This window comes from Pseudomonas sp. Ga0074129 (assembly GCA_001465025.1).
GTDB lineage: Bacteria > Pseudomonadota > Gammaproteobacteria > Pseudomonadales > Pseudomonadaceae > Aquipseudomonas.
This window is the reverse complement of the sequence record LNDO01000098.1, coordinates 1-24669: the sequence shown is the minus strand read 5'-3', so window position 1 is coordinate 24669 and position 24669 is coordinate 1. Positions and strand designations below refer to the sequence as shown.

Below are 24669 nucleotides of genomic sequence, written 5' to 3'. Positions count from 1 at the left end.
CGCCACTCAAGCCTGCGCGCGCGGGCTCAGTCGTCGCTCTGCATATCATCTTTCTCTGCCGCATCATCAGCGGTATTGCGCTTGCGCCGAGGGCTGTCGACCTGCACCGCCGGATAGCGCGAAGACGCATAGCGCACCACCAAAATCGCAAAGGCCAGCAGCAGAATCGCCCCAGACACCATCACCACGCCCCAGTCCGGCTTATGGTTGTGCGAAATGTCGGAAATCATCAGGCGAGTCAGCGCGGTAATCGCCACATAGATCATGAAGCGGATCGGCATGTGGTTGGTTTTGAAATAAATCCCCACCATCGCCGCCAGTTCCAGGTAGATGAACAGCAGCAGGATGTCATCAATGCCGATCTGGCCTTTCTCCAGCATCCCCAAAAACGCCACCACCGCCGCCCAGGCCGTCACGGCACCAATGGCGAACAACGCCAGGTAATGGAAAGCCTCCATCAACAGATTGCCCAATGACTCAGCCAAGCCATGCATGCGTTCGCGCATCTGCTCGGCCCAGTTTGAATGACTCATAACAGCTCCTCAGTCTTTAAAAATAACGCTCGCGCGGCGCATGATTGCCCATGCGTGTGACCGTATAAACGGCACTGGCTGTTAACGCCCGCAAAAGGCGCGCCAGCCTACACGACAATCCAAGAGGAAATTGCCGCTGGCATAATGTTGGCGAGTTCTTTATGCTCGCCAACACTGTACATATAAACAGTTTCTAGCAACCCATCAGCGTGAAGGCGTAGAGGTGATGAATGGCCGTCGAAGTGGTGTACCGCAGCAGCCGGGATTTGGAGCGTTTGTTCATGGATAAAGCCGAAGCCGACCGTCACGACAAAATGCTCGAACTGGCCGAGTTACTCACCGAAGTGCTGCAAAAAGCCGTGCCTTCGCTGAATGAAGCCCAAGGTGAAGAACTGGGCATTTATATGGCGAAAAACCGCGATGTATTCGCCAAGGCCTTCAAGAACCAGCCGGACGCCTTGAGTGAACTGAGCGAACCCGCTGCCGAATAAGGTCTGCGGCAGTCAACAAAACCCCAGTCAATGACTGGGGTTTTGTGTTTTTGGCCACGCCACGCACCGGTGGTGATTGAGCCTCAGTTTATGTCGCCGCTAAAGCGCCCCCCCCACAAGTCAGGTGCCTACAAAGGTTTTGTGGGGTTGGCTTTGTGGGAGGGGCTTTAGCCGCGACTGATAGCTGCACAGCGGATCAATTGACCAGCAAAGCAACGATCTGCTCGCTGTAGCGGTCGATCACAAACGGCAGTGAGCGCTCTCGATAATCGAGTAGCGGCGGCTCGATGTAATTCCAGATCACCTGCACCTGTGCCAATTTGCTGCGCTGTTCGCTGCTGCCCGAGGTTGCCTTGTGCAGTTGCTGCAAACGCTGGCTAAAACTTTTGGCCATTACATCCACCGGCTCGTAGCGATCTTTGGCGCTGTCATAAACAGCCGATCCGGAGTCAAAACTGGCCGCCTCACGCACATATTCCGCGGCAATCTGTTGCATCAAGATGGCTTGGCGCAGGTCTGCTGAAGCGGGCTGAGCGGCCAGTTTATCCAGCGCCTGCCGGTTCAATTGCAGCAGGCTGTGGGCGCTCTGCGACAGGGCATCGAGGGCGTAGAAGTCAATTTCGTCGTAGCGCAACTGTGAATTGTGCAGCAGCACGTCCTGAAACGCTTTGGCCTGTTGCAACACGTCAGCTGCGAGCGGCGCACTGCCCTCGACGACGAGCAGCCCTTCAAAACGCTGCACTTCTGCCTGCAACCGCGACAGCACTTCAGGCGCACCCTGCTCCAAACGCAAGAGGTGAAAAAGAGTGAGCAGGCGGTAGGTGGAAAGCTCTTGAGCCAGGAGCCTGTCTTGCGGGTTTTGCGCAGCACTGAGCAGTGAACTGATCAGCATCAGCAGTGTGAGGGTCAAGCAGCGCAGGGGGGCGATCATCCGGGATTTCCTTGTTAAAAAAACGCGGCACACGCTCGCACAGCCCGGATACAAGAATGTACTGGACGAAGGTTAGGCGCTTGGCTACAAAGCCTGAGACACCGGGAGATTGCTATGGACCCACGCGCTGCCTGCCTTGCCTGCCTGCAACAACAACCGCCGGCCTTGTTCGAGGCGGCGCTGTGGATAGCCGCTGAACATCAACCGCACCTGCAACCCGCTGACATGCTGCGGGTGCTCGATCACCTGCAACAGCAGGTGCATCAGGGGCTACCCCAGTTGCCCGCACAAGAGTTGGCTCAGCCACTGCTGCGGCGCTTGAGCGAACTGGACTTTCACGAAGACGATGACTATCCACTGCGCCCGCAAGCGGCGCTGCTCGACTGGGTGCTGCGCAGACGCCGTGGCCAGCCGTTGTCACTGGCGCTACTGGCGTTGGAGCTGGCGCGCCGCCTGGGCATTCCGTTGCAGGGGGTGAGCTTTCCCGGCCATTTTCTGCTGCGCGTGCCGGGCGCCGATCACCTGCTGGACCCGTGCAGCGGTCGCCGTCTGTACACCCGTGAATGCCGTGAGTTGTTGCAGCGTCAGTTCGGCCCAAACAGCGAACTGAGCGCCAGTCACCTGCAAGCCTGCGATGCACGCAGCATGTTGCAGCGCCTGTCACGCAACCTGCGCCAATTGCACCTGCAGGCGGACGACCCTCTGGCTGCGCTGCGCGATGCAGAGCGGGTGTTGCAACTGGGTGACCCGAGCCTGCACGACCATTTGGCCCGCGCCGAGATTTACCAACAACTGGATTGCCCACAGGCTGAGCGCTTCGACCTGCAGCGTGCCTTGCTTTTGTGCGAAGACCCGGCGCAATGCCTGCAGCTGAGTCGGCGCCTGCGCTTGCTCAACAGCAACCCGGCGCTGCATTGAGAAACCTGCGCGGTCGCTTAGGCGATCAACCCTCGCGTGATGGAAGCGACGTGGGCTAGAAAAAACCCAATTCCTTGGCCTTGGCCACCGCCTGAGTACGCCGCGCCACACCGAGCTTGCCGTTGATGCGGCGGGCGTGGGTTTTGACCGTATGCAGGGAGATAAACAGCCGCTCGGCGACTTCCTGGTTGGACAGGCCCTGAGCAATCAGGCTGAGTACGGCCACCTCACGGCTGCTGAGCGCACTGCTGCTACTAGCGGGTGCCACTTCGCTCACCGTATCGGCTGGCGCACCGACATGCAGGCACGCCCAGTGATAGCCCAGCCGTTGCTGCAAGGCGTGTCCGGCCTGACGGGCCTGCTCGGCCGCTGGCGTATCTCCGGCGGCGTTACAGGCTTGCGCGTAGCTGCGCCACAGGTCACAGGCCAACGCCTGCCGCCCCTGGAGCAACGCTTGATCAAGCAGTTGGCGCAGCGCTAGGCGACGGTCATCACCTTGGGCGACGGCCAGTTGATGCAGCAACGCTTGAAAGCGCGGGATCAATTCCGGGAAATGTGGCGTAGGCAGAATGGCTTTAACGCGTTGTGCGTAACCAAGCACACGGGTAGCAGCCAGCTGGGCGCGCGACAAATGCCCTTGCGCCATCCACAAGTGGCTGCTGGCCAACAGTAATGCGCCACGGTAAAGGCTTTCACTGACGCGCTGCCGCTGCATTTGCCGTTCGGCCTGCGCCAGCAGGGCAAATGCAGTGGCCAGATCACCCTGCCCCATGGCCAGCTCCGCCAACCCCAGATAGGCATGAAAAGCCGAAAGATCGGCGCAGGCCAACGCATGCTCCAGGCCGCGCTGCAAATAGCCGTGCGCTTCATCGGCACGCCCCTGACGCAAAATAAGCCGACCGAGGCGCGCTTCAAGCCGCGCCAATACTGGGGTATTGCGCAAGGCTCCTGGCGCGGTGGCCTCCAGTACACGGCGCAACAGGGCCTCGCCACGGGCAAACTCGCCGCGGGCCTCCAACAGCAGCGCATGGTCCAACTCCAACAAGGCTTCAAACACGGCATTGCCATGCAAACGCGCCTGTTTCAGCGCATCAAAACTGAGCTTGTGCGCCTCCTCCAGCCGACCTTCGCCAATCGCTACCAGGGTCAGCACCGAACGACACAATAAGCCCTGCGCCCAGGCATCCTCGGGCAAGCCTTGCAACGCCTCCAGCAAATGCGCCCGACTGTCCACGGCGCAGAGCCGGGCAAAGGCAATGATGCCCTGCACGGCCTGCCACTGGGCGAACAGCTCACGGGTGCGCCAGGCATCGGGGCGCGGTTGAAAACGCGCCAACTGATCGATGCAAACCTGAGCTTCATCCAACCGCCCAGCCAGCAACAACACCCAGGCATTCAGCACAATTAAACGAGGTGTGCTGAACAATAGGCTTTCGGGTAATTCACTGCGCCAACGCAGAATCAGCGCTAAGTCCTGCCCTTGCAGCACATGCGCCTCGGTGAAGCGCTCAAGAAAGCTGCTGGCCACCTCAGGTTGACCGGCCAACAAGGCGTGCTCCACCGCCGTAGGAATATCACCATGGGTGGAGAACCACTGGCTGGCATGCACATGCAGGGCGCTGCAGACTTTTTCCGGCGTGTGCCGGCGCAGCAAACGCGCCAGTGGGGCAAACACCGTGAACCAACCGTGGGCACTCTCCAGCTCGTGGAGAAAGACGCCTTGCTCGATCAGTGCGCTCAGCCACTGCGCGCCCTCACCTGCGCCGAACAAATGCTCGCACAGATCCGGATTAACGCGCGGCAGGTGCGCCAGTTGCAGCAAGACCTGCCGCAGCTCGGGCGCAAGCGGTTGCAGCACCTCACGCTGCACATACTCACTGAGTAACTGCTCGTGCTCGCCGCACTGCGGAACACTCTCAGTCATCGGCTCGTTTTGCCCGGCCAGCAGGCGCAGTCGTAAAGCGGCGGGCCAGCCAGCGGTCAGGCTAAATAATGCTGACGCCCAAGCGCTGCGTGCAGGGTCGAGTTGCTGCAACCAGAGCGCTACTTCGGCCTCACTAAAGGCTAATTCACTGGCACTGAGCTCCTGCAACTCGCCCTCAAGTAACAAGCGCGAGAGGTTACACGCTGGCCGTCGGCGACTGGCCAACCACCATTCAATGCCATCGGGCGTGCAACCCAGCAGGCGATCAAGCCACTGATCCAACGCTTGATCTGGCAGCGCGGGGTAATCGTTGAGCATGATCCACAGCCGACGCGGTTCCTGTGCCAAGCGCGTCAGCAGTTGTTCGTGGGAGAGTGATTCGGGGTAATCAAGCAACCGGCACAGGTGCTCGGCCAGTTGCGACGCATCGAATGGGCGTGCCGTGCAATTGAGCCAAAGCACGGCTACATCAGCGTGCGCTTCGCGGGCGCAGTCAGCCAGCAACACACTTTTGCCAAAGCCGGCCGGACCGACGAGCAAACGCAACCGGCAGGGTTGCACCAGCAAACGTTGCTGCATTGTGCGCCGCACAATATGCCCAGGCGGCGGACGTTGCACACCGCTGCACACAGGTGCGGCGACGATCAGCGAGTGAGGCGCTAATGCGTTCATGGCGGCTCGTTTTATTGTTTTTCAAGAACCGAAGAGTCGCAGGCTAAACCTCAGCTAACGTGCGTCACAGTTTCATAACCTCAGCTGATGGCAGGCAATAAAAAAGGCGGCCCGCAGGCCGCCCAATCATGGCGTAGCAAATACCACAGAGCCGTTAGCGCACACCTGAGCTGCGCAGCGCCGCCGGGGTGTAGTCGGCCGCCGAGGCTTTAAAGCCGAAGTTATAGGCGGTACGTTCTTCGTTCTTCATGCCCAGCGCCAGGTAGCGTCCCGCCACCAGGTCATACAGGGCTTCCAGGGTGTAGCCCGGCACCTGATAGTTGAAGTAGTGCTGCGCATGACCCTCCGCGACGCGCCACAGTTGGCCACGGCCGTCGTAGTGATCGACCAGGGCGATTTGCCAGCTGTCCTCATCGAAGTACATGTGACGTTTGGCATAAATATGCCGCTCACCACTCTTCAATGTGGCCACCACTTCCCAGACGCGGTGCAGCTCGTAGCGTGTCAGGTCCTGATTGATGTGCCCGGCCTTGAGCACGTCGTCGTACTTCAATGACGGCGAATCGAGCTTGAAGCTGTTGTACGGAATGTACATTTCCTTCTTGCCCACCAACTGCCAGTCATAGCGATCCGGCGCGCCGGAGAACATGTCGAAGTTATCCGCCGTGCGCATACCATCGGACGCGGTGCCCGGGCCGTCATAGGCCACCTGCGGGGCACGACGCACGCGGCGCTGACCGGCGTTGTAGATCCACGCCAGACGCGGCTCTTTCACCTGATCGATGGTCTCGTGTACCAGCAGCACGTTACCGGCCAGGCGCGAAGGGGCCGTCACGCTCTGTTTGAAGTAGAGCAGGATGTTGCTGCCCTTGGCCGGATCTAGGTCGGGCATGTCCGCCGGGAAGGCCACTTCGTCCTCAAACTTGACCAAACTGTAAGAGCCATTGGTTTGCGGCGTGGCCTGGGTCACCACGCGCCGTGTGTTACCGCCGCGATAACGGGTGACATGGTTCCACACCACTTCCACGCCCGCCTTGGGGATGGGGAAGGCGTAATAACGGCTGGCATTGAAGTTTTGCAGCCCGTTGCCGCCATCGACTGCGGTGGTGTTCAACGCACTGACCTTGGCCGCTTCGCCAATCGCTGCGGGCACGGAGGTGGTGCGATGGGTCGGGTATACCGGAATTTTGTAGGTGTCCGGGTAGCGCTGCAGCATGGCCATCTGACCGGCCGAGAGTTTGTCCTTGTACTGCGCCGCATTGGCCGCCGTGATGGTGAACAGCGGTTGCTCATTGGCAAACGGGTCGGCCAAAAAGCCTTTGCCATCCACCGCCGCCGCATTGGTGGACAAACCACCGGTCCAGGCCGGGATAGTGCCCTCGGCGTTTCCGGCCATTTCACCGCCCAGCGGTGTCAGGGTGGTGCCCAGTTGCGCGGCTTCTTGCTCAGAGACTGCAGCCATCACGCTGCTGGCGAGCAAGGTCAGCGCCAGCGCACCCGCTTGCAGGATTCTTGTGCTTTTCATGGTGTACGGATCCTTTTGCACTGCGTTAATCAGAAGTTCACGCCGAAGCTGAGCGCAACGAAATCGCGGTCAGTGGTCGTGTTGTAGTCACCCCCGAAGAAATCGGTGTAACTCAGGCTGGCGGTGTAGGCGTTCTGGTAGTCGGCATTCAGACCAATGCTGATGGCCTTGTTACCTTCACTGAAGTTCGGCCCGTAACCGTCTACGTCATGCGACCACGCCACGCTGGGCGACAGGTTGACCCCGGCAAACACGTTGCTGTAGTCCAGGCTGGCGCGCAGGCGATAACCCCAGGAGGTCGAGGTGAAAAAGCCTTCGCCTTGGCATTCATCCGGATTGGCGGCGTTAAAGGCGGCGCAGACACCCGGCGCGCTGTATTCACCCGGCCCGTAAATTGGGTCACGGCCAAAGCGCAATTCGCCAATATCGTCACTGATGCCGGCAACGTGGTTGTAGCCCACTTCGCCCAGTAAGGTCAGGCGACTGGCGCCCAGTACACGGTCGATAAAGTGCACGGCTGACATTTGCGCCTGGGTCACCGCACGGCGGTCATAGCCATGCAGGTCAGCACCGGCGACGTTGCGCGCGTGACCGCTCTGAAAAACCGGGCTGAACGGCAGCCCCAACGCGCCAAACGACAGGTCCGTGGAGTTGATCTGCAATGGCATGTTCGGCCGGTAGCTCACTTCGCCCGACAGCGCCGTGCCGCTCACGTTGGTCTGGAAGCTCAGGCCATACAGGCGGATGTCTTCGGGGTATTCGAGAAAGTAACGGGCGTTCGGTGCGCCCGGAATAAAGGTCGCAAAGTTCGGCGTGGTGGTGCGGATGGTGCTGAACACCGGGCCACGGCTGTGGTAGTTCATGGCATAGGCCCCGAACTCGGTGTCATTCAGCGACTCAGCAAACCAGCGCAGGGCGATGCCGTATTGGCCACTGTCACGGGCGTCGCGATCACCGGCGCGCGGGATGTAGGCGTTATCAACAAAGGCGTTGTTCGACACACCCGGCGGCAGATCAGGGCCAAATACGGCCAGGCGGTCCTCGCAACCGTCGGCCAACACATCGGCGCTGGAGAAGAAGGTGCCGCAGTTATCCACCACGGTCTGGTCCCACTCCAACTGGTAGAAAGCCTCCATGCTCAGGGTATCGGTCAGGCTCTGCGAGACATAGAGCATGTTGACCGGAATCAGGCCTTCCTTGATCTCGGCACCGGGTCGGCGAAATGCCGCCACGTCCACCGGGTTGATGGAGTTGATGCTGTTCGCAATAAAGGTGCTCTCGCCCCAGCTGACCACCTGCTTACCCACCCGCACACTGCCCGGCAGGCTGCCCAGGTTGTAGTTGTGGTAGATGAAGGCATCGAGAATCTGCGCCCCGGAAGACTGCGCCGCTGTTTTGCGGTTGTTGTCCTGAATGTCGTAAAACTCGCGGCCTTCGTCCTTGGTTTCAAAGTCGTACCAGTACTTACCGCGGATAAAGATGCCGGTGTCGCCGTACTTCAATTCCAGGTCGTGAATACCTTTGAAGATTTTCGAGAAGGTCTTGCCCTTCTCAAAGTTCAAACGGCCATCGTCCGAGGTGCGCGAAGACGCCTGCCCGCCGCTGGCCGTGGAGATAAAGTCGCGGTCGGCATCACGCACTGACCAACTGGCACCCACCGACAGTGAAGAATCGAACTGCGCTTCGACCTCACCAAAATTGAACGTTACGGCCTGAACCGGCGCGACACAGCCCAGCGCGATGGCAAGCGCCAAAACACTGGGCTGGAAGGTGGCATGTCTTTTTGTTGTTCTCATGCGGCACTCCTGGAAGCGGATTTCGTGTTGAGGCTTCACGCTAACCAGAGGCCTGAGGCGGGATAAGCGCCCGAAAGAGGTATTTGCCCTGTCACTCGAAAGAGTGAACAAGCCTCTGCGCCAGCCACTTCGCGCGATGCCATGAACAACCCCAATAACGCGCCATAGCGCCAGTGAATGGCGCAACGCAAAGGCGCCAGCCGCATACCGGCACGGCAAACGTATCGATTTCAACACACCGTAATGAATACGACACAAAGCGTTCAGACCACGACATCAGGCCCTCTTATGCAGCGCTACGAGCATTACCGGCAAAAACCGTATCGAATTCAATACAAACAGCTATGAGCAGCCCTCGCGAAAACACATAAACCATTGTTTTTATTGATAAAAATAACAATGGCACCCAGCTTGCTTGTAATCCATCATCCTGCTTGCTGCCGCGCACAAGCACCCTGCACATCGCCCCAACAGAAGGGCGAGTCATCACCCTTGAGGAGTACACATGAGCGAATTACGTTTTACCGTTGAGCACGAATGGCTGCGTCAGGATGCCGATGGCCTGATTACGGTCGGCATTACCGCCTACGCCCAGGACGCCCTGGGTGATGTGGTATTCGTCCAACTGCCAGACGTACAGCGCTACGCCGGGGGTGACGAAGTCGCGGTGCTGGAGTCGGTAAAAGCTGCCAGCAATATCGCCATGCCGCTGGACGGTGAGGTGGTTGAGGTCAATGCCGAGCTAGAATCCAGCCCTGAGCTGGTCAACGAAGACCCCCTGGGCAAGGGCTGGTTCTTCCGTTTTCGGCCGGCCAATGCCAGCGCCGTTGCCGACCTGCTCGACCAGGCCGCTTACGAGCGCCTGCTCAACGCCAATGCTGACGCCTGAGAGATTGTGATGACCAAGCTGACCACCCAGAACGAATTTATCGCCCGCCACATCGGCCCACGTGACGCAGACACCGCGGCCATGCTCGACCTGCTCGGCTACGCCAGCATCGACGCACTGACCGATAACGTCATTCCCGAGAGCATTAAAGGCACCAGCATCCTCGGCGCACAGCCGGGCCTGTCGGAAGCCGACGCCCTGGCCAAGATCAAAACCATCGCGGCCAAGAACCAGCAGTTCAAAACCTACATTGGCCAGGGCTACTACGGCACCCACACGCCGAGCCCGATCCTGCGTAACCTGCTGGAAAATCCAGCGTGGTACACCGCCTACACCCCGTATCAGCCAGAAATTTCCCAAGGCCGCTTGGAATCGCTGCTGAACTTCCAGACCCTGATCAGCGACCTCACCGGTATGCAGATCGCCAACGCCTCGCTGCTGGACGAAGCCACCGCCGCTGCCGAAGCCATGACCTTCTGCAAACGCCTGTCAAAGAACAAGGCCAGCAACGCCTTCTTCGCCTCCCAGCATTGCCACCCGCAAACCCTCGACGTGCTGCGCACCCGCGCCGAGCCTCTGGGCATTGAAGTCGTGGTGGGCGATGAAGCTGCGATCACCGACGCCAGCGCCTACTTCGGCGCGCTGCTGCAATACCCGGCGAGCAATGGCGACATCTTCGACTACCGCGAACTGGTTGAGCGCTTCCACGCCGCCAATGCCCTGGTGGCCGTGGCCGCTGATCTGCTGGCCCTGACCCTGCTCACCCCGCCGGGCGAATTCGGTGCCGACGTAGCCCTGGGCAGCGCGCAGCGTTTCGGTGTGCCGCTGGGCTTCGGTGGCCCACATGCCGCTTACTTTGCTACCCGTGATGCATTCAAGCGCGATATGCCGGGCCGCCTGGTCGGCATGTCGATCGACCGCTTCGGCAAGCCGGCCCTGCGCCTGGCCATGCAAACCCGCGAGCAACACATCCGCCGCGAGAAGGCCACCAGCAACATCTGCACCGCGCAGGTGCTGCTGGCCAACATCGCCAGCATGTACGCCGTGTACCACGGCCCGAAAGGTCTGGTGCAAATCGCCCAGCGCACCCACCAGTTCACTGCGATCCTGGCCAAAGGCCTGCGTGCATTGGGTTACAGCGTTGAACAGGCATTCTTCTTCGACACCCTGACCCTGGCCACTGGCGGCAAAACCGCAGCCCTGCACGCCGCTGCGCGCAAGGCTGGGATCAACCTGCGTGAAATCGACGGCGAGCGTCTGGGCCTGTCCTTGGATGAGACCACCGATCAAGCGGCCGTTGAAGCCCTGCTGGCGGTCTTCGCCGACGGCAAGGCTGTACCGGCCTTTGCGGAACTGGCGGCTGGCGTGACGGCCCAACTGCCAAAAGGCCTGCTGCGCGAATCGGAAATCCTCAGCCACCCGGTGTTCAACCGCTACCACAGCGAAACCGAGCTGATGCGCTACCTGCGCAAGCTGGCCGACAAGGACCTGGCGCTGGACCGCAGCATGATCCCGCTGGGCTCGTGCACCATGAAGCTCAACGCTGCCAGCGAAATGATCCCGGTGACCTGGGCCGAATTCGGCAACCTGCACCCCTTCGCCCCGACCGAGCAAAGCCAAGGCTACAGCCAACTGACCACAGAACTGGAAGCCATGCTCTGCGCGGCCACCGGTTACGACGGCATTTCCCTGCAGCCGAACGCCGGCTCCCAAGGCGAATACGCCGGTCTGATGGCTATTCGCGCCTATCACCTGAGCCGTGGCGATGATCAGCGCGACATCTGCCTGATCCCGCAATCGGCTCACGGCACCAACCCGGCCACCGCCAGCATGGTCGGTATGCGCGTCGTCGTGACCGCCTGCGACAGCAGCGGCAACGTGGATATCGCCGACCTCAAAGCCAAGGCCGAAGAGCACAAAGAGCGCCTCGCCGCGATCATGATCACCTACCCGTCGACCCACGGCGTGTTTGAGGAAGGCATCCGCGAAATCTGCCAGATCATTCACGACAACGGCGGCCAGGTGTACATCGACGGCGCCAACATGAACGCCATGGTCGGCCTCTGCGCACCGGGTCAGTTCGGTGGCGACGTGTCGCACCTGAACCTGCACAAGACCTTCTGCATTCCGCACGGCGGTGGCGGCCCCGGTGTGGGCCCAATTGGCGTGAAGGAACACCTGATCCCCTTCCTGCCCGGCCACGGCCACATGGCCCGTAAAGAGGGTGCCGTCAGCGCCGCGCCATTCGGCAGCGCCAGCATTCTGCCGATCACCTGGATGTACATCAGCATGATGGGCGGCGAAGGCCTCAAGCGCGCTTCGCAGATGGCCATCCTCAACGCCAACTACATCGCCCGCCGCCTGGAAGAGCACTACCCCGTGCTGTATTCGGGCAGCAACGGCCTGGTGGCGCACGAGTGCATTCTGGATATCCGTCCGATCAAAGACAGCAGCGGCATCAGCGTTGATGACGTGGCCAAGCGCCTGATCGACTTCGGTTTCCATGCTCCGACCATGTCCTTCCCAGTCGCCGGCACGCTGATGATCGAACCGACCGAAAGCGAATCCAAGGAAGAGCTGGACCGCTTCTGCGACGCCATGATCGCCATCCGCAACGAGATTCGTGCGGTGGAAGCTGGCCAGTTGGATGCCAACGACAACCCACTGAAAAACGCTCCGCACACTGCCTTGGAACTGGTCGGCGAGTGGACTCACGCCTACAGCCGCGAGCAGGCCGTGTACCCCGTGGCCAGCCTGATCGAGGCCAAATACTGGCCGCCGGTCGGCCGCGTGGATAACGTGTTCGGCGACCGCAACCTGATCTGTGCCTGCCCGTCCATCGAGGCGTATCAGGACGCGTAAAGGTGTCTATGCCGCTGACCCCGAAGGTGAGCGGCAACCGTAGCCCGGACGAAATCCGGGAAGCTTGCGAAAACTTCCCCGGTTTCATCCGGGTTACAAGGTCGGTTCAACCCAAGAATTTCGACTCACCTCTAACCGAGGCGGGTTAGCTGCACCCACAAGAACAATAAACCTGAGCCAGACGTCCTTCGCAGCACAGTGTGAGTCTCGGTCTACGCTGGCTGCAGAAACGCCGTGAATCCTCTGTTCAAACTGAACCGAGGCTGGTGATAGGCCATGGCGCACCCGGAGCAACACATGTCACTTAGCGTATTTGACCTGTTCAAAATCGGTATCGGCCCCTCCAGTTCGCACACGGTCGGGCCGATGCTGGCCGCCGGACGCTTCGCCGAAGGCCTGCGCCGTGATGACCTGCTGACCAGCAGCGCGAGCATCAAGATCGAGCTGTACGGCTCGCTGGGCGCAACCGGCAAAGGCCACGGCAGCGACACAGCAGTGCTGCTAGGGCTGGAAGGTGAACAGCCGGATCGGGTAGACACCACCTGCGTACCGGCGCGCCTGGCGCAGATCCGCAGCAGCGGTCAACTGCGATTGCTCGGTGAAAAACCGATTGGCTTTGTGGAAAAACAGCACCTAGCGATGATCCGCAAAACCCTGGCGTTTCACCCCAACGGCATGATCTTCCGCGCCTTCGACGCCAGTGGCCTGCAGATCCGCTCGCGTGAGTACTATTCGGTGGGTGGCGGTTTTGTCGTTGACGAACAGGCGGCCGGGGCTGATCGCATAACCCCCGACCGCACCGTGCTGCGCTACCCCTTCACCACCGCCAAACAACTGCTGGCTCACTGTGCCGAACACAGCCTGAGCATCAGTCAGGTGATGCTGGCCAATGAAGCCGCCTGGCGACCGGAAGCCGAGACCCGCGCGCGCCTGCTGCAAATTTGGCAGGTGATGCAGGACTGCGTCAGCGCCGGCTGCCGCAACGAAGGCATCATGCCCGGCGGCCTCAAGGTCAAACGCCGCGCCGCCGACCTGCACCGGCAACTGTGCCAGCACCCTGAAGCCAGCCTGCGTGACGCCCTCAGCGTGCTCGACTGGGTCAACCTCTACGCCCTAGCGGTAAACGAGGAAAACGCCAGCGGTGGCCGCGTGGTGACCGCCCCCACCAACGGCGCGGCCGGGATCGTCCCGGCGGTGCTGCATTACTACAGCCGCTTTATCCCCGGCGCGAACGACGACGGCGTGGTGCGTTTTCTGCTCACCGCAGCCGCCATCGGTATCCTCTATAAAGAAAACGCTTCGATCTCCGGTGCCGAAGTCGGCTGCCAGGGCGAGGTCGGCGTGGCCTGCTCAATGGCTGCCGGCGCGCTGTGCGAAGTGCTCGGCGGCAGCGTCAATCAAGTGGAGAACGCCGCCGAAATCGGCATGGAACACAACCTTGGCCTGACCTGCGACCCCATCGGCGGCCTAGTGCAAGTACCTTGCATCGAACGCAACGCCATGGGCTCAGTGAAGGCCATCAACGCCGCGCGCATGGCCCTGCGCGGCGACGGCCAGCACTTTGTCTCGCTGGATAAAGTCATCCGCACCATGCGCCAGACCGGTGCCGACATGAACAACAAGTACAAGGAAACCGCTCGCGGCGGCCTGGCCGTGAATATTGTCGAGTGCTGACTGCCTCCCCTTTCCCTCGGGAGAGGGGCTGGGGCGGGCCGCGTTCGGATGAGGGCCGCTCTAGCGAGACCCTCCATGGAACGTATTAATAACACCGGACCATCCCCTCGCCCCTCCGGGGAGATGGCTAGGGAGAGGGGTCGATATAGACTCCGCCCACAACATTTATGGAGAACAGCATGACCACTGAAACCCTGGCGAAAACCCCGCTCCACGCTCTGCATATCGAACTGGGCGCACGCATGGTGCCGTTCGCCGGCTATGACATGCCGGTGCAATACCCGCTGGGTGTCATGAAAGAACACCTGCACACCCGCGACGCCGCCGGCATGTTCGATGTATCGCACATGGGCCAGATCGTCCTGCGCGGCGCGAATGCCGCCAAAGCCCTGGAAACCCTGGTGCCGGTGGACATCATCGACCTGCCCGTGGGCATGCAGCGCTACGCCATGTTCACCGATGAGAACGGCGGCATCCTCGACGACCTGATGGTCGCCAACTTGGGCAACGACACCCTGTTCCTGGTGGTCAACGCTGCGTGTAAAGAGCAAGACTTGGCTCACCTGCAACAGCACATTGGCAGCCAGTGCGAAATCGAAAGCCTGTTCGAATCCCGCGCCCTGTTAGCGTTGCAAGGCCCGAAAGCCGTCGATGTACTGGCGCGCCTGGCCCCCATCGTTGCGAAAATGACCTTTATGCAATTCGCCCCGGTGCGCCTGCTGGGTGTCGACTGCTACGTCAGCCGCTCCGGCTACACCGGCGAAGACGGCTTCGAAATCTCCGTGCCGAGCGAGCACGCCGAAACTCTGGCCCGCAGCCTGCTGGCCGAAGCAGAAGTCGAGGCCATCGGCCTGGGCGCACGCGACTCGCTGCGCCTGGAAGCGGGCCTGTGCCTCTACGGCCATGACATGAGCACCAGCACCACGCCGATCGAGGCCAGTCTGCTGTGGGCCATGTCCAAGCCGCGTCGCGCCGATGGCGCCCGTGCTGGCGGTTTCCCCGGTGCCGAGCGAATCTTCGCCCAACAGCAAGAAGGCGTGGCCAGCAAACGCGTCGGCCTGCTGCCGCAAGAACGTGTTCCCGTGCGTGAAGGCGCAGAAATCGTCGATGCCGATGGCAATGTGATCGGCACCGTATGCAGCGGCGGCTTCGGCCCAAGCCTGGCTGCGCCTGTGGCCATGGGTTATGTGCAGAGCAGCCATATCGCCCTGGATACCGAGGTATGGGCCATGGTGCGCGGCAAGCGCGTGGCGATGAAAGTGGCGAAAACGCCGTTTGTGCCGCAACGTTACTACCGCGGTTAAAGCCCGCACGTAGCCCGGATGCAATCCGGGGCATCGGTGGTGGCCATTCGGCCATCCCCGGATTGCATCCGGGCTACTCGTTAACCGCTCCGCTACTCGCGCAGCTGCCCAACCATCGCCGCTAAAACGCTGAGCACGTCTTTACCCAATCCCTTGGAGCGCTCACCGCTCCAGCCGGTGTGCGGGTTGGGGCGGTCGTCGTGGTCTTTGAAGGGCATTTCGATGGTGAACGCCAGACAGTCGAACTCCAGTCCCACGGCATTGCAAGCCAACGTGGTGTTGGCCTGGCCCGGTTCGTCACGCGGGTAACCGAAGGCCGTCTGGAACTCAGCGCCCTGCTCGATCAGCAAGCGTTTGAACTGCTCCTCCAAGCTTTGCAGACGCATGCTGTAGCCGGGATTGCCCTCACAGCCAGCGACAAAGACGTGGGGGATTTCCTCATCACCGTGGATATCCAGAAACAGATCGACGCCCACGGCGCGCATTTGCTGCTGAACAAAATACACCTCCGGGCTATCAGTCTCGCTGGCTGACTGCCAGGCACGGTTTAGGTCGCGCCCGGCATGGTTGGTGCGCAGATGGCCACGGTAGGCACCGTCAGGATTCATGTTCGGCACGATGTAGAGGTCCGCCTGTTCCAACAGCGCGCTAAGCTCGGCGTCATCAGTCTGTTGCAACCGCTCGATCAGCCCGTCCATAAACCACTCGGCCATATGCTCGCCGGGGTGTTGCTGGGCAATCAGCCAGATCTTGCGCGACGCTTGCGGATTGCGGCTGATGCGCAACAACTCGATTGCGCGCCCTTCAATGCTGCGACCCGTGGCCAACAATTCAGCACCGGCCAGGCGCTGCGCATCGGCAATCAATTGCTCATGCCGTTCCCGGCTATAAGGTTCGAAATAGGCAAACCAGATCTGCGCATGTTGCGGCTCAATGTCGAAGTTCAGCGCACCCTCTTCAAAACGGCTGGGGACGCGAAACCAGGTGCGTTGATCATAAGAGGCTACGGCGTGGTAACCATGCCAGGCCTGTTTGTAAGACGACTGCCCGGCATTAACCAGGCTAAAGCCATAACGCTGACCCGGCTGCAAACCCTCAGCCTTGAAGTGGAACCACTAGAAATGTGCACTGTTAAGATCGGGGCGAATAGCCAGTAACACCCGCTGCAAGTTACTGGAGTCGATGACCTCAATGTTGCCGCTGTCGAAATCGCAACTGATCTGCATGAAACCCTCGTCGGCCGTTGTTTGGCAATCGCCGACAAGAATCGCAGTTCAGAACGACCAAGGAAACGCTGCAGGCGACAAACAGTTCAACTGTGCAGCGTGCAAAGCACAGCAACTTACTGCAGATTCGGCAGTCTGCTACACAGCGAACAAAGCCAAACAGGAACTCAACGCGCCATGCGTCTTCGTTATATGCTCACCGCGCTGCCCTTCACCGCCCTGTTACTGGCCGGCTGCGCCAATACAGCAAACGAGCCGCCGATTGGGCAAGCGGATAGCCGCGATATTCCGCAGATCGATGCGCAAAATGACTTGCGCCAACAGGCCAGTCGCGGCGATCCCGACAGCGAATTCCAACTGGGTAGCCGGTACTTTGTCAGCCAACCCAAAGACCTTAAACAGGCAGAACATTGGTGGAAACAAGCAGCTGAAAAAGGTCACGCCGGGGCGGCCGTGAGCTTGGCCTACTTGTACACCGGCCGCGACAAGCCTGAATTGCGCAACCCGCAGCAGATGCTCAAATACCTCAACCAATCAGCGGCAGGCGGTAACGCAATGGCCCAGCACATCCTCGGCAACCTCTACCTAAGCGGGGAGCAGGGTGTGCCGAAAGACTCAATCCAAGCCAAGCAGTTGTTCCAGAGCGCGTGTCAGCAGCAGTACGCGCCCAGTTGCCAAGCATTGCAAGCGCTCCAATAAGCCTTAGGTCTCAACCGCCTTTGCATCAACAGCCTCATTGGCAGGCGCTTCAGACTGCTGCGACTCATCTTTGCCCTCTTCATCGGCAGGCTTGCCAAGCAACTCATTTGCAGATTGCTGCACACCATCTATCTGCTCGTTAAGACCTTGGACCGCGCCATCAACCGCCTCTTTAGCGACATCTTGCACCGCTTGTTCAGCTTTTTCGGCGAGGTTCTGCGCCGATTGTTCCACCGCGTCGCAGCCTACTAGGGCGATCATTACCACCGCCAATGCGGCCAATTGCACAGATTTACGCACAGCACTCTCCTCTTAAAATCATGATTATCGAAATAGTGGCACAACAAATAGCTCGTGGTTCAGTTCAACGCACGCTCAACTGCACCAAACGGGCGGCTTACTGTCAAATCGTTGCACACGCACTTAATAAGCCACATGTTGCCATTTGCGCACATTCCGCCGATATCATCGGCAGACCAGCGATTATAGAAGTAAATGTAGAGAGACCAGAGGTTCGACTCAATCGCTCATGGTTTGCAAGGTATTACCGGCGCCTACCGGCATGCGACACAAACGAATAAATGCACACAACATGACATCCTCCGTGCTACCCGGCGACGAACACCGCAGGCCCTTAATCACGACGACCAACCACTAGAACAGATCGTCAAGCCCACTTCGCACTGCACGCTCTAAAATCAATAAAAACTATATTTATCAATAGTTTAATAAAATACTCAGCTCTTTAAATTACACCCCACTGGACTTTTAAATCATCAGGATCATAATTACCCTGTGTAAGCCACCCACTCATGCCAGTGGGCCATTGGCGGGCAACAGCACGTAATCGGGTATTAATTTTGGTACTTCGCGTGTGAAGCAAATGCTCTGTCATACATATATGTGCTTACACATCCTATTTGGCTGGACTAGACGGCATACATAGGAACCCGTCATCTAACCATTTTCCGCTCCAGAACCATGGGTAACTACGTGACGAAAGACGAACTGCGCGCCGAACTCGAGCGCCAGGCGCAACGTTACAAGGACGTATACGGCGGGGAAGTCATTACCTACGCCGCTCAACCGGACCCCGAGCGCAAGCCTTGGCGAAAAAGATCCAACCTCCTTGATCAAGCCTTTGACAAAGAGTTGGAGAGAATCGAAAAAGAGTTAAAAAATAAAGCCGATGGAGCATCAACCTGATACTCCATGGCAGCAGGCCACCGCATGGGTGGCCTAGGTCTCAACGCTTCTTGCCACCCATTAACGACCCCAACAAACCGCGCACCAACTGCCTACCCAGTTGATTCGCTGCCTGGCGCATGGCTGTTTTCACCACCTGCCCGGCAAAACCACCCAGCAGCTCACCCGCCGCACTGCCCAACCCTGCGCCCTGCTGAGCGCTGGACGCCGCAGAGGCTCCTTCAGTCTGCTGCATGACCGCTTGTTCGCTGCGCATTTGCAGCATTTCATAGGCGGATTCACGATCAACCGGTTTGTCGTAACGACCAGCTAGCGGAGACTGACGTATCAAAACGGCTCGCTCTGCGTCGGTCAGCGGGCCAATACGCGACTGCGGTGGCGCAACCGCTACACGCTGCACCATGGCCGGCGTTCCCTTCGATTCCAGCGTACCGACCAACGCTTCTCCAATGCCCAACTCAGTCAGCACGGCCAAACTGTCGATAGCGGGATTGGGCCGGAAGCCATCGGCCACTGCACGCAGTGACTTCTGCTCTTTGGCCGTGAACGCACGCAGCCCATGCTGAATACGCAATCCCAACTGAGCCAGCACCGCGTCAGGCAAATCAGCCGGCGACTGGGTGACAAAGTAAACACCCACGCCTTTTGAACGAATCAAACGCACCACTTGCTCCAATCGCTCCTGAAGCGCCTTGGGCGTGTCGGCAAACAGCAGATGAGCCTCATCGAAAAACAAAGCCAACAGCGGCTTTTCAGCATCACCGCGCTCGGGCAATTGCTCGAACAACTCGGCCAGCAGCCAGAGCAGGAAGGTCGCGTAAACCTTGGGCGCTTCATGCACCAGGCGGCTGGCATCGAGCAGATGAATACGCCCACGCCCATCACGATCCGGGTGCAGAATGTCTTCAAGTTGCAGTGCCGGTTCACCGAACAAGGCCTCTGCGCCCTGCTGTTCAAGGCCGGCTAGCTTGCGCAGCAATGCCTGCGATGATGTAGACGTAAACAGCGCGCTGTCTTCACCCAGTACCTGCGGATTGCTCTTAAGGTGTGCCAGCAACGCCTTGAGGTCTTTCAAATCGAGCAGCAGCAGGCCTTCGCGATCCGCCACTTTAAATGCGGCATACAGCGCAGCCTGCTGGCTGTCGGTCAACTCCAGCAACGCCCCCAGTAATAAAGGGCCCATTTCGCTGAGCGTGGTGCGCAGTGGGTGACCACTCTGGCCATGCACATCCCAAAGCGTCAGCGGGTAGGCCTTGGGCTGATGATTGAGCCAGGGCATGCTGGCAATGCGCTCCGCGACTTTACCCTGCGGAGCGCCAGCGGCGCCCAAACCGCTGAGATCGCCTTTGATATCGGCAGCAAACACCGCCACACCGGCATCACTAAACGTTTCGATCAGGCGCTGCAGGGTCACGGTTTTACCCGTACCGGTTGCACCGGCAATCAGCCCATGCCGATTGGCCATACGCAATGCTTGACCCACTGCCAGCCCTTGCGGATCTGCGCCTACAAAAAACTGCCCACCCTCTGCCATCTTGTTATCTCCGCAGTTAAAGCTTTACTTCAAGTGTGCCGACACACTGAACATCGCCCCCCAAAAGGCGTTGTCAGACATAGCGAGCGTCAGCAAAGACTGATGCCAGACCTTACCGGACGCAAGAAGCCATGACCAATAACCTGAAGTTCAGCCACAAGATTCTGCTCGCCGCCTCGCTGGTGGTAATAGCGGCTTTCTCGCTGTTCACCCTGTACAACGACTACCTGCAGCGCAAAGCCATTCGTGCCGACCTGGAAAGTTACCTGCATGAGATGGGCAGCGTGACAGCCAGCAACATTTCCACTGGCTGTCGGGACGAATTCTGCTGGTGGAAAACGTCGCACAGTCCGTAGCAAGGGACTCTTCCAGCGACTACCTGAGCAATCTGCTCGAGCAGAAAGCCTTGGCATCTACCTTCGAGTTCACGTACTTGGGCAGCGCTGACGGCAGCTTCACCATGCGCCCTAATGAAGACATGCCGGACGATTACGATCCGCGTCAGCGCCCTTGGTACAAAGATGCTGTCGCTGCCGGCACAACAACACTGACTGAACCTTATGTTGATGCCGCCACCAGCGAACTGATCATCACCATCGCCACACCGGCTAAAGCCGCAGGCGTGGTCGGCGGAGACCTGAGCCTCAACACCTTGGTTGAAATCATCAATTCCCTCGACTTTGCCGGCATGGGCTATGCCTTTCTCGTCAGCGCCGACGGCAAGGTACTGGTGCATCCAGACAAATCACTGGTGATGAAGAATCTCAGTGAAATCTACCCACAAAACACCCCTCGCATCACTGGTGATTTCAGCGAAACAACGCTGGATGGGAGTGAACGCATCCTGACATTTGCCCCAGTAGATGGATTGCCATCCGTTAAGTGGCATGTCGGCCTGTCTATCGACAAGGGCAAGGCGTACCAAATGCTCAGCGAGTTCCGCGCATCCGCCATCATTGCGACGGTGATTGCAGTGGTGCTGATTATTTTCCTGCTCAGCATGCTGATCAGCGTATTGATGCAGCCGCTGAACGTCATGGGCAAAACCATGGAGGACATCGCTCAGGGCGAAGGTGACCTGACCAAACGCCTGACCATTCAGTCCAACGATGAATTTGGTCGGCTGGCACGTGCCTTTAACCAATTCGTCGAGCGTATTCACACCTCGATTCGTGAAGTGTCGTCGGCCACCAGTCAGGTCAACGAAGTGGCTAAGTTGGTAGTGGGTGCCTCCAATTCGTCCATGATCAATTCAGATGAGCAGGCCAGCCGCACCAACAGCGTGGCAGCCGCGATCAACGAATTAGGTGCAGCCGCTCAGGAGATTGCCCGTAACGCAGCGGACGCCTCGAACCAAGCCTCAGACGCTCGTCAACTGGCCGAAGATGGCCGCCAAGTGGTCGAACAAACCATCAAGGCGATGAACGAGCTCTCGGGCAAAATCAGCGCCTCGTGCGGCAACATCGAGACGCTTAACAGCAAGACGGTAAACATCGGCCAGATTCTTGAAGTAATCAAAAGTATCTCCCAACAAACCAACCTGCTGGCCCTCAACGCCGCCATTGAGGCGGCGCGCGCGGGTGAAGCCGGCCGGGGCTTTGCGGTGGTGGCTGACGAGGTACGCAACCTTGCGCACCGTACCCAGGAGTCCGCGCAAGAAATCGAGAAAATGATCGAAGAGCTGCAAGTTGGCTCACGCGAGTCGGTCACCACCATGACCGAGAGCCAGCGTTACAGCGAGGAAAGCGTTGAGATTGCCAACCAGGCCGGTTCGCGCCTTAGCAGCGTGACCGAACGCATCGGTGAAATTGACGGCATGAACCAATCTGTAGCCACGGCAACCGAAGAACAAACCTCGGTAATCGAAGCGCTGAACATGGACATCACCGAAATCAACACGCTAAATCAGGAAGGCGTGGAAAACCTCAATGCCACCCTGCGCGCCTGTGGGGATCTGGAGCAGCAGGCGCAACGCCTCAAACATCTGGTGGACAGCTTCCGCATCTAAACCAGTACCCAAACAAACGGGGCGCTTATTCAGCGCCCCGTTTTGTTTTAAGCCTCAGATGAGACTGCGCTACCGATCCGGCAATAGCCTTGAAGACGCGCGACTTTTTACGCTGATCCAACACCCTGACTGGTTTCACTCTGCGCATCCTGCTCTGCCTGAAGTAGCGCGCGTTGCTGCAACTCGCGCCACAACTCGGCAGCTTGTGCAAACTCCGCACCGTTTTCAGCCGTGAGTGCCTGCGGGTCATAGCGCTGCGTGCAGCCTTCGCCGAGCACTGGGGGCGCTACAGAGGCACCACGGGCCAGGGGATCGCTCATATCAAATGCCTCATCAAATCAGCCGAGAGAGCGACGCCCTTCATCATGCTGGGCAAACTCTTTAACCGCACGCAACACATCACTGCGGCTTACCTGCCCGATCAGACAACCGGCCTCAACCACAGGCAGACGGCGACGACGGCCACGCAAGAAGCGCTCAGAGATTTCGATGATATCGGCCTCTGGCGAAATCACCTCGACCTCGGTGGTCATGTAGGCGCTGACATCGCCACCGGCGGACTCGTAATAAGCGCCGGAGAGAATACCGCGCAAGCAGTCCCCCTCGGATAACAACCCCACCAGATGCCCCTGCCCATCCACAACCGGGGCACCGGAAATACGGTGTTCAAGCAGGCGGTTGATGGCGGTGAACAGGTCCATTTCAGGACGAAATATCACCAGATTGCGGGTCATGTAGTCACGTACCTTGATTGACTTGAGCATCAGTATTCCCTCGTGTCACGTCATGATCAGAACCGCAGCATGCACCTCAGTCGAACACCACTGTCTTGTTATCGTGCACCAGCACTCGATCTTCCAAGTGATAGCGTAGACCACGCGACAAAACCATCTTCTCCACGTCCTTACCCAGGCGCACCATTTCTTCGATGCTGTCTCGGTGACTTACACGCACCACGTCTTGCTCAATAATGGGGCCGGCATCCAGCTCCTCAGTGACGTAGTGCGAGGTTGCGCCAATCAGCTTCACGCCACGCAGTGAAGCCTGGTGATAAGGCTTGGCGCCAACAAACGACGGCAAAAAGCTGTGGTGGATGTTGATGACACGCTGGGAAAACTCGGCACACAGTGCCGCAGGTAAAATCTGCATATAACGGGCCAGAACAATCGCATCCGCTGCATGGCTCTTCACCAAGCGAGCCACTTCATCAAATGCTGATTGTTTGTTCTGCGGATCAACCGGCACATGAAAGAACGGGATGTTGTGCCATTCAACCATGCTGCGCAGGTCATCATGGTTTGAGATCACACAGGGAATACCGCAATCCAACTCATCACTGTGCCAACGGTGTAACAGGTCCGCCAAACAGTGCGATTCACGGCTGGCCATCAATACCACGCGTTTTTTCTGCGCCGAATCGGTGACGCGCCATTCCATCGAGAACTCGCGGGCAATCGGTGCAAACGCTTGGCGAAAACCATCCAGATCAAAAGGCAGCGAATCTGCACGAATTTCGTGACGCATAAAGAACCAGCCACTCTGGGTGTCAGAGTGGTGACTGGCTTCGGTGATCCAGCCGTTATAAGTGGCCAGAAAATTACTGACCTTCGCCACGATCCCGACCCGGTCCGGACAGGCTATGACCAATCGAAAAGTACGCATCAGCAGCTCCAGCACTCAAATAAAGTCGGCCATTCTAGTCACTGCGCTGAAAAACTGCAGTAACTGGCGTCTTACCGTAGCGCCAGCAGAGCGCTGGCAACACGGTCGCACTGGTAATCATCCGGCAATGACCATGACACAAATAGCATCGATCAAATGATTAAAAGTTCCCTCACACTTCATTAAACAAACATCTTTATAAAAAATAGTGACAAAGCGGTTTACTTGTTAAAAGTGCCTGACTACTATTGCTGACACTTCTCCAAACCCTATACAGGTCACACTCATGTCCTTGATCAACGAATACCGTGCTACAGAAGAAGCCATCAAAGAACTGCAAGAACGCCTGAAGAACATGTCGCAAGACGACAAACTGAAAAAAGAGCTGGAATTCGAAGGCAAACTGCGCGCGCTGATGGGCGAATATCAAAAGTCGCTGCGTGACATCATTGCCATGCTCGACCCAGAAGCTAAAAGCGGCAAAACAACTCGCGCCCCGAAAGCAGCCACCAGCAAGCGCGCCCGCAAAGTTAAGCAGTACAAAAACCCTAACACTGGCGAAGTTATCGAAACCAAAGGCGGCAACCACAAAACGCTGAAAGAGTGGAAAGCCAAGTGGGGCGGTGACGTGGTAGAAAGCTGGGTCACCCTGCTGGACTAAGTATCAAACGCCACACCTGCTTTATTTAAAACGCCAGCGCTGCTGGCGTTTTTTATGGGTTATCGGTTTTACGTGTTGTTGCAGGCAAGGCGCAGCCTTAAAACGTATTGGTATTAGCTTCGGCTTTAAATGTTGTTATGCTGGGCTCACCAAT

The 24669-nt window shown here is 58.7% G+C and carries 19 protein-coding genes and 2 pseudogenes; 10 read left to right on the top strand and 11 right to left on the bottom strand.

The genetic code is table 11. The features are described from left to right. Nucleotides 1–26: 26 nt before the first annotated feature. The gene (locus AUK77_RS15250) at nucleotides 27–533 is read right to left on the bottom strand and encodes a phosphate-starvation-inducible PsiE family protein (RefSeq protein WP_296131199.1); all 507 of its coding nucleotides are present in this window, start codon (nucleotides 531–533) and stop codon (nucleotides 27–29) included. 230 nt (nucleotides 534–763) lie between these two features. Between AUK77_RS15250 and AUK77_RS15245 the strand changes: the two genes are divergently transcribed. Next, nucleotides 764–1024 (top strand): YebG family protein, encoded by a 261-nt coding sequence (locus AUK77_RS15245; RefSeq protein ID WP_136662946.1) that lies wholly within the window; start codon nucleotides 764–766, stop codon nucleotides 1022–1024. A gap of 196 nt (nucleotides 1025–1220) precedes the next feature. Here the strand turns inward: AUK77_RS15245 and AUK77_RS15240 are convergent, their stop codons facing one another. Continuing rightward, nucleotides 1221–1955, bottom strand: coding sequence for a hypothetical protein (locus AUK77_RS15240; protein WP_296131196.1), 735 nt, complete (start codon nucleotides 1953–1955; stop codon nucleotides 1221–1223). Between the two features lie 114 nt (nucleotides 1956–2069). Here AUK77_RS15240 and AUK77_RS15235 point away from each other — a divergent pair, with 114 nt between their 5' ends. Next, nucleotides 2070–2873, top strand: coding sequence for a transglutaminase family protein (locus tag AUK77_RS15235; protein WP_296131194.1), 804 nt, complete (start codon nucleotides 2070–2072; stop codon nucleotides 2871–2873). Between the two features lie 55 nt (nucleotides 2874–2928). Here AUK77_RS15235 and AUK77_RS15230 read toward each other — a convergent pair whose 3' ends face one another. The 3 genes from AUK77_RS15230 to AUK77_RS15220 form a co-directional block, all read right to left on the bottom strand. Continuing rightward, nucleotides 2929–5469, bottom strand: coding sequence for a LuxR C-terminal-related transcriptional regulator (locus AUK77_RS15230; RefSeq protein ID WP_296131191.1), 2541 nt, complete (start codon nucleotides 5467–5469; stop codon nucleotides 2929–2931). 154 nt (nucleotides 5470–5623) lie between these two features. Further along, nucleotides 5624–6994, bottom strand: a complete 1371-nt coding sequence (locus AUK77_RS15225) for a DUF1329 domain-containing protein (RefSeq protein WP_296131189.1) — start codon at nucleotides 6992–6994, stop codon at nucleotides 5624–5626. 29 nt (nucleotides 6995–7023) lie between these two features. Then, the gene (locus tag AUK77_RS15220; RefSeq protein ID WP_296131186.1) at nucleotides 7024–8790 is read right to left on the bottom strand and encodes a DUF1302 domain-containing protein; all 1767 of its coding nucleotides are present in this window, start codon (nucleotides 8788–8790) and stop codon (nucleotides 7024–7026) included. 505 nt (nucleotides 8791–9295) lie between these two features. Here AUK77_RS15220 and gcvH point away from each other — a divergent pair. From gcvH to gcvT, 4 genes are all read left to right on the top strand, one after another. Then, nucleotides 9296–9679 (top strand): glycine cleavage system protein GcvH, encoded by a 384-nt coding sequence (gene gcvH / locus AUK77_RS15215; RefSeq protein ID WP_296131183.1) that lies wholly within the window; start codon nucleotides 9296–9298, stop codon nucleotides 9677–9679. A gap of 9 nt (nucleotides 9680–9688) precedes the next feature. Continuing rightward, a complete protein-coding gene (gcvP, locus tag AUK77_RS15210) occupies nucleotides 9689–12541 on the top strand; it encodes an aminomethyl-transferring glycine dehydrogenase (protein ID WP_296131180.1) in 2853 nt (950 codons plus the stop codon). A gap of 297 nt (nucleotides 12542–12838) precedes the next feature. Next, a complete protein-coding gene (locus AUK77_RS15205) occupies nucleotides 12839–14215 on the top strand; it encodes an L-serine ammonia-lyase (RefSeq protein ID WP_296131179.1) in 1377 nt (458 codons plus the stop codon). A gap of 179 nt (nucleotides 14216–14394) precedes the next feature. Further along, complete coding sequence (gcvT, locus tag AUK77_RS15200) at nucleotides 14395–15519, top strand: glycine cleavage system aminomethyltransferase GcvT (RefSeq protein ID WP_296131176.1); 1125 nt, start codon at nucleotides 14395–14397, stop codon at nucleotides 15517–15519. A gap of 92 nt (nucleotides 15520–15611) precedes the next feature. Here gcvT and AUK77_RS15195 read toward each other — a convergent pair. Beyond that, nucleotides 15612–16745: pseudogene (locus AUK77_RS15195) on the bottom strand (M14-type cytosolic carboxypeptidase). A gap of 177 nt (nucleotides 16746–16922) precedes the next feature. On the opposite strand from AUK77_RS15195, the gene AUK77_RS15190 reads away from it, so the two are divergent. After that, on the top strand, nucleotides 16923–17444 hold the full coding sequence (locus AUK77_RS15190) for a tetratricopeptide repeat protein (protein WP_296131173.1): 522 nt from the start codon (nucleotides 16923–16925) through the stop codon (nucleotides 17442–17444). A 3-nt stretch (nucleotides 17445–17447) separates the two neighbouring features. On the opposite strand, the gene AUK77_RS15185 is transcribed toward AUK77_RS15190, so the two are convergent. Further along, nucleotides 17448–17744, bottom strand: coding sequence for a hypothetical protein (locus tag AUK77_RS15185; protein WP_296131170.1), 297 nt, complete (start codon nucleotides 17742–17744; stop codon nucleotides 17448–17450). Between the two features lie 693 nt (nucleotides 17745–18437). Here AUK77_RS15185 and AUK77_RS15180 point away from each other — a divergent pair. Further along, entirely contained in the window at nucleotides 18438–18650 is a 213-nt protein-coding gene (locus AUK77_RS15180; RefSeq protein WP_296131168.1) for a hypothetical protein, read from the top strand. A gap of 40 nt (nucleotides 18651–18690) precedes the next feature. Here AUK77_RS15180 and AUK77_RS15175 read toward each other — a convergent pair whose 3' ends face one another. Beyond that, nucleotides 18691–20184: a helicase HerA-like domain-containing protein gene (locus AUK77_RS15175; protein WP_296131165.1), complete on the bottom strand. Its 1494-nt coding sequence runs from the start codon at nucleotides 20182–20184 to the stop codon at nucleotides 18691–18693. Between the two features lie 131 nt (nucleotides 20185–20315). On the opposite strand from AUK77_RS15175, the pseudogene AUK77_RS15170 reads away from it, so the two are divergent. Next, nucleotides 20316–22192, top strand: a pseudogene (locus tag AUK77_RS15170) (methyl-accepting chemotaxis protein). Between the two features lie 107 nt (nucleotides 22193–22299). Here the strand turns inward: AUK77_RS15170 and AUK77_RS15165 are convergent. The 3 genes from AUK77_RS15165 to purU are packed head-to-tail and all read right to left on the bottom strand — an operon-like array spanning nucleotide 22300 to nucleotide 23854. Beyond that, the gene (locus tag AUK77_RS15165; RefSeq protein WP_296131162.1) at nucleotides 22300–22512 is read right to left on the bottom strand and encodes a hypothetical protein; all 213 of its coding nucleotides are present in this window, start codon (nucleotides 22510–22512) and stop codon (nucleotides 22300–22302) included. 18 nt (nucleotides 22513–22530) lie between these two features. After that, entirely contained in the window at nucleotides 22531–22956 is a 426-nt protein-coding gene (locus tag AUK77_RS15160) for a CBS domain-containing protein (RefSeq protein WP_296131157.1), read from the bottom strand. A gap of 46 nt (nucleotides 22957–23002) precedes the next feature. Beyond that, nucleotides 23003–23854 carry a formyltetrahydrofolate deformylase gene (gene purU, locus AUK77_RS15155; protein ID WP_296131155.1) on the bottom strand — a complete coding sequence of 284 codons (852 nt, stop codon included), beginning with the start codon at nucleotides 23852–23854 and terminating at the stop codon, nucleotides 23003–23005. Between the two features lie 286 nt (nucleotides 23855–24140). Here purU and mvaT point away from each other — a divergent pair, with 286 nt between their 5' ends. Continuing rightward, nucleotides 24141–24515, top strand: coding sequence for a histone-like nucleoid-structuring protein MvaT (gene mvaT / locus AUK77_RS15150; RefSeq protein ID WP_296131152.1), 375 nt, complete (start codon nucleotides 24141–24143; stop codon nucleotides 24513–24515). Nucleotides 24516–24669: the final 154 nt, after the last annotated feature.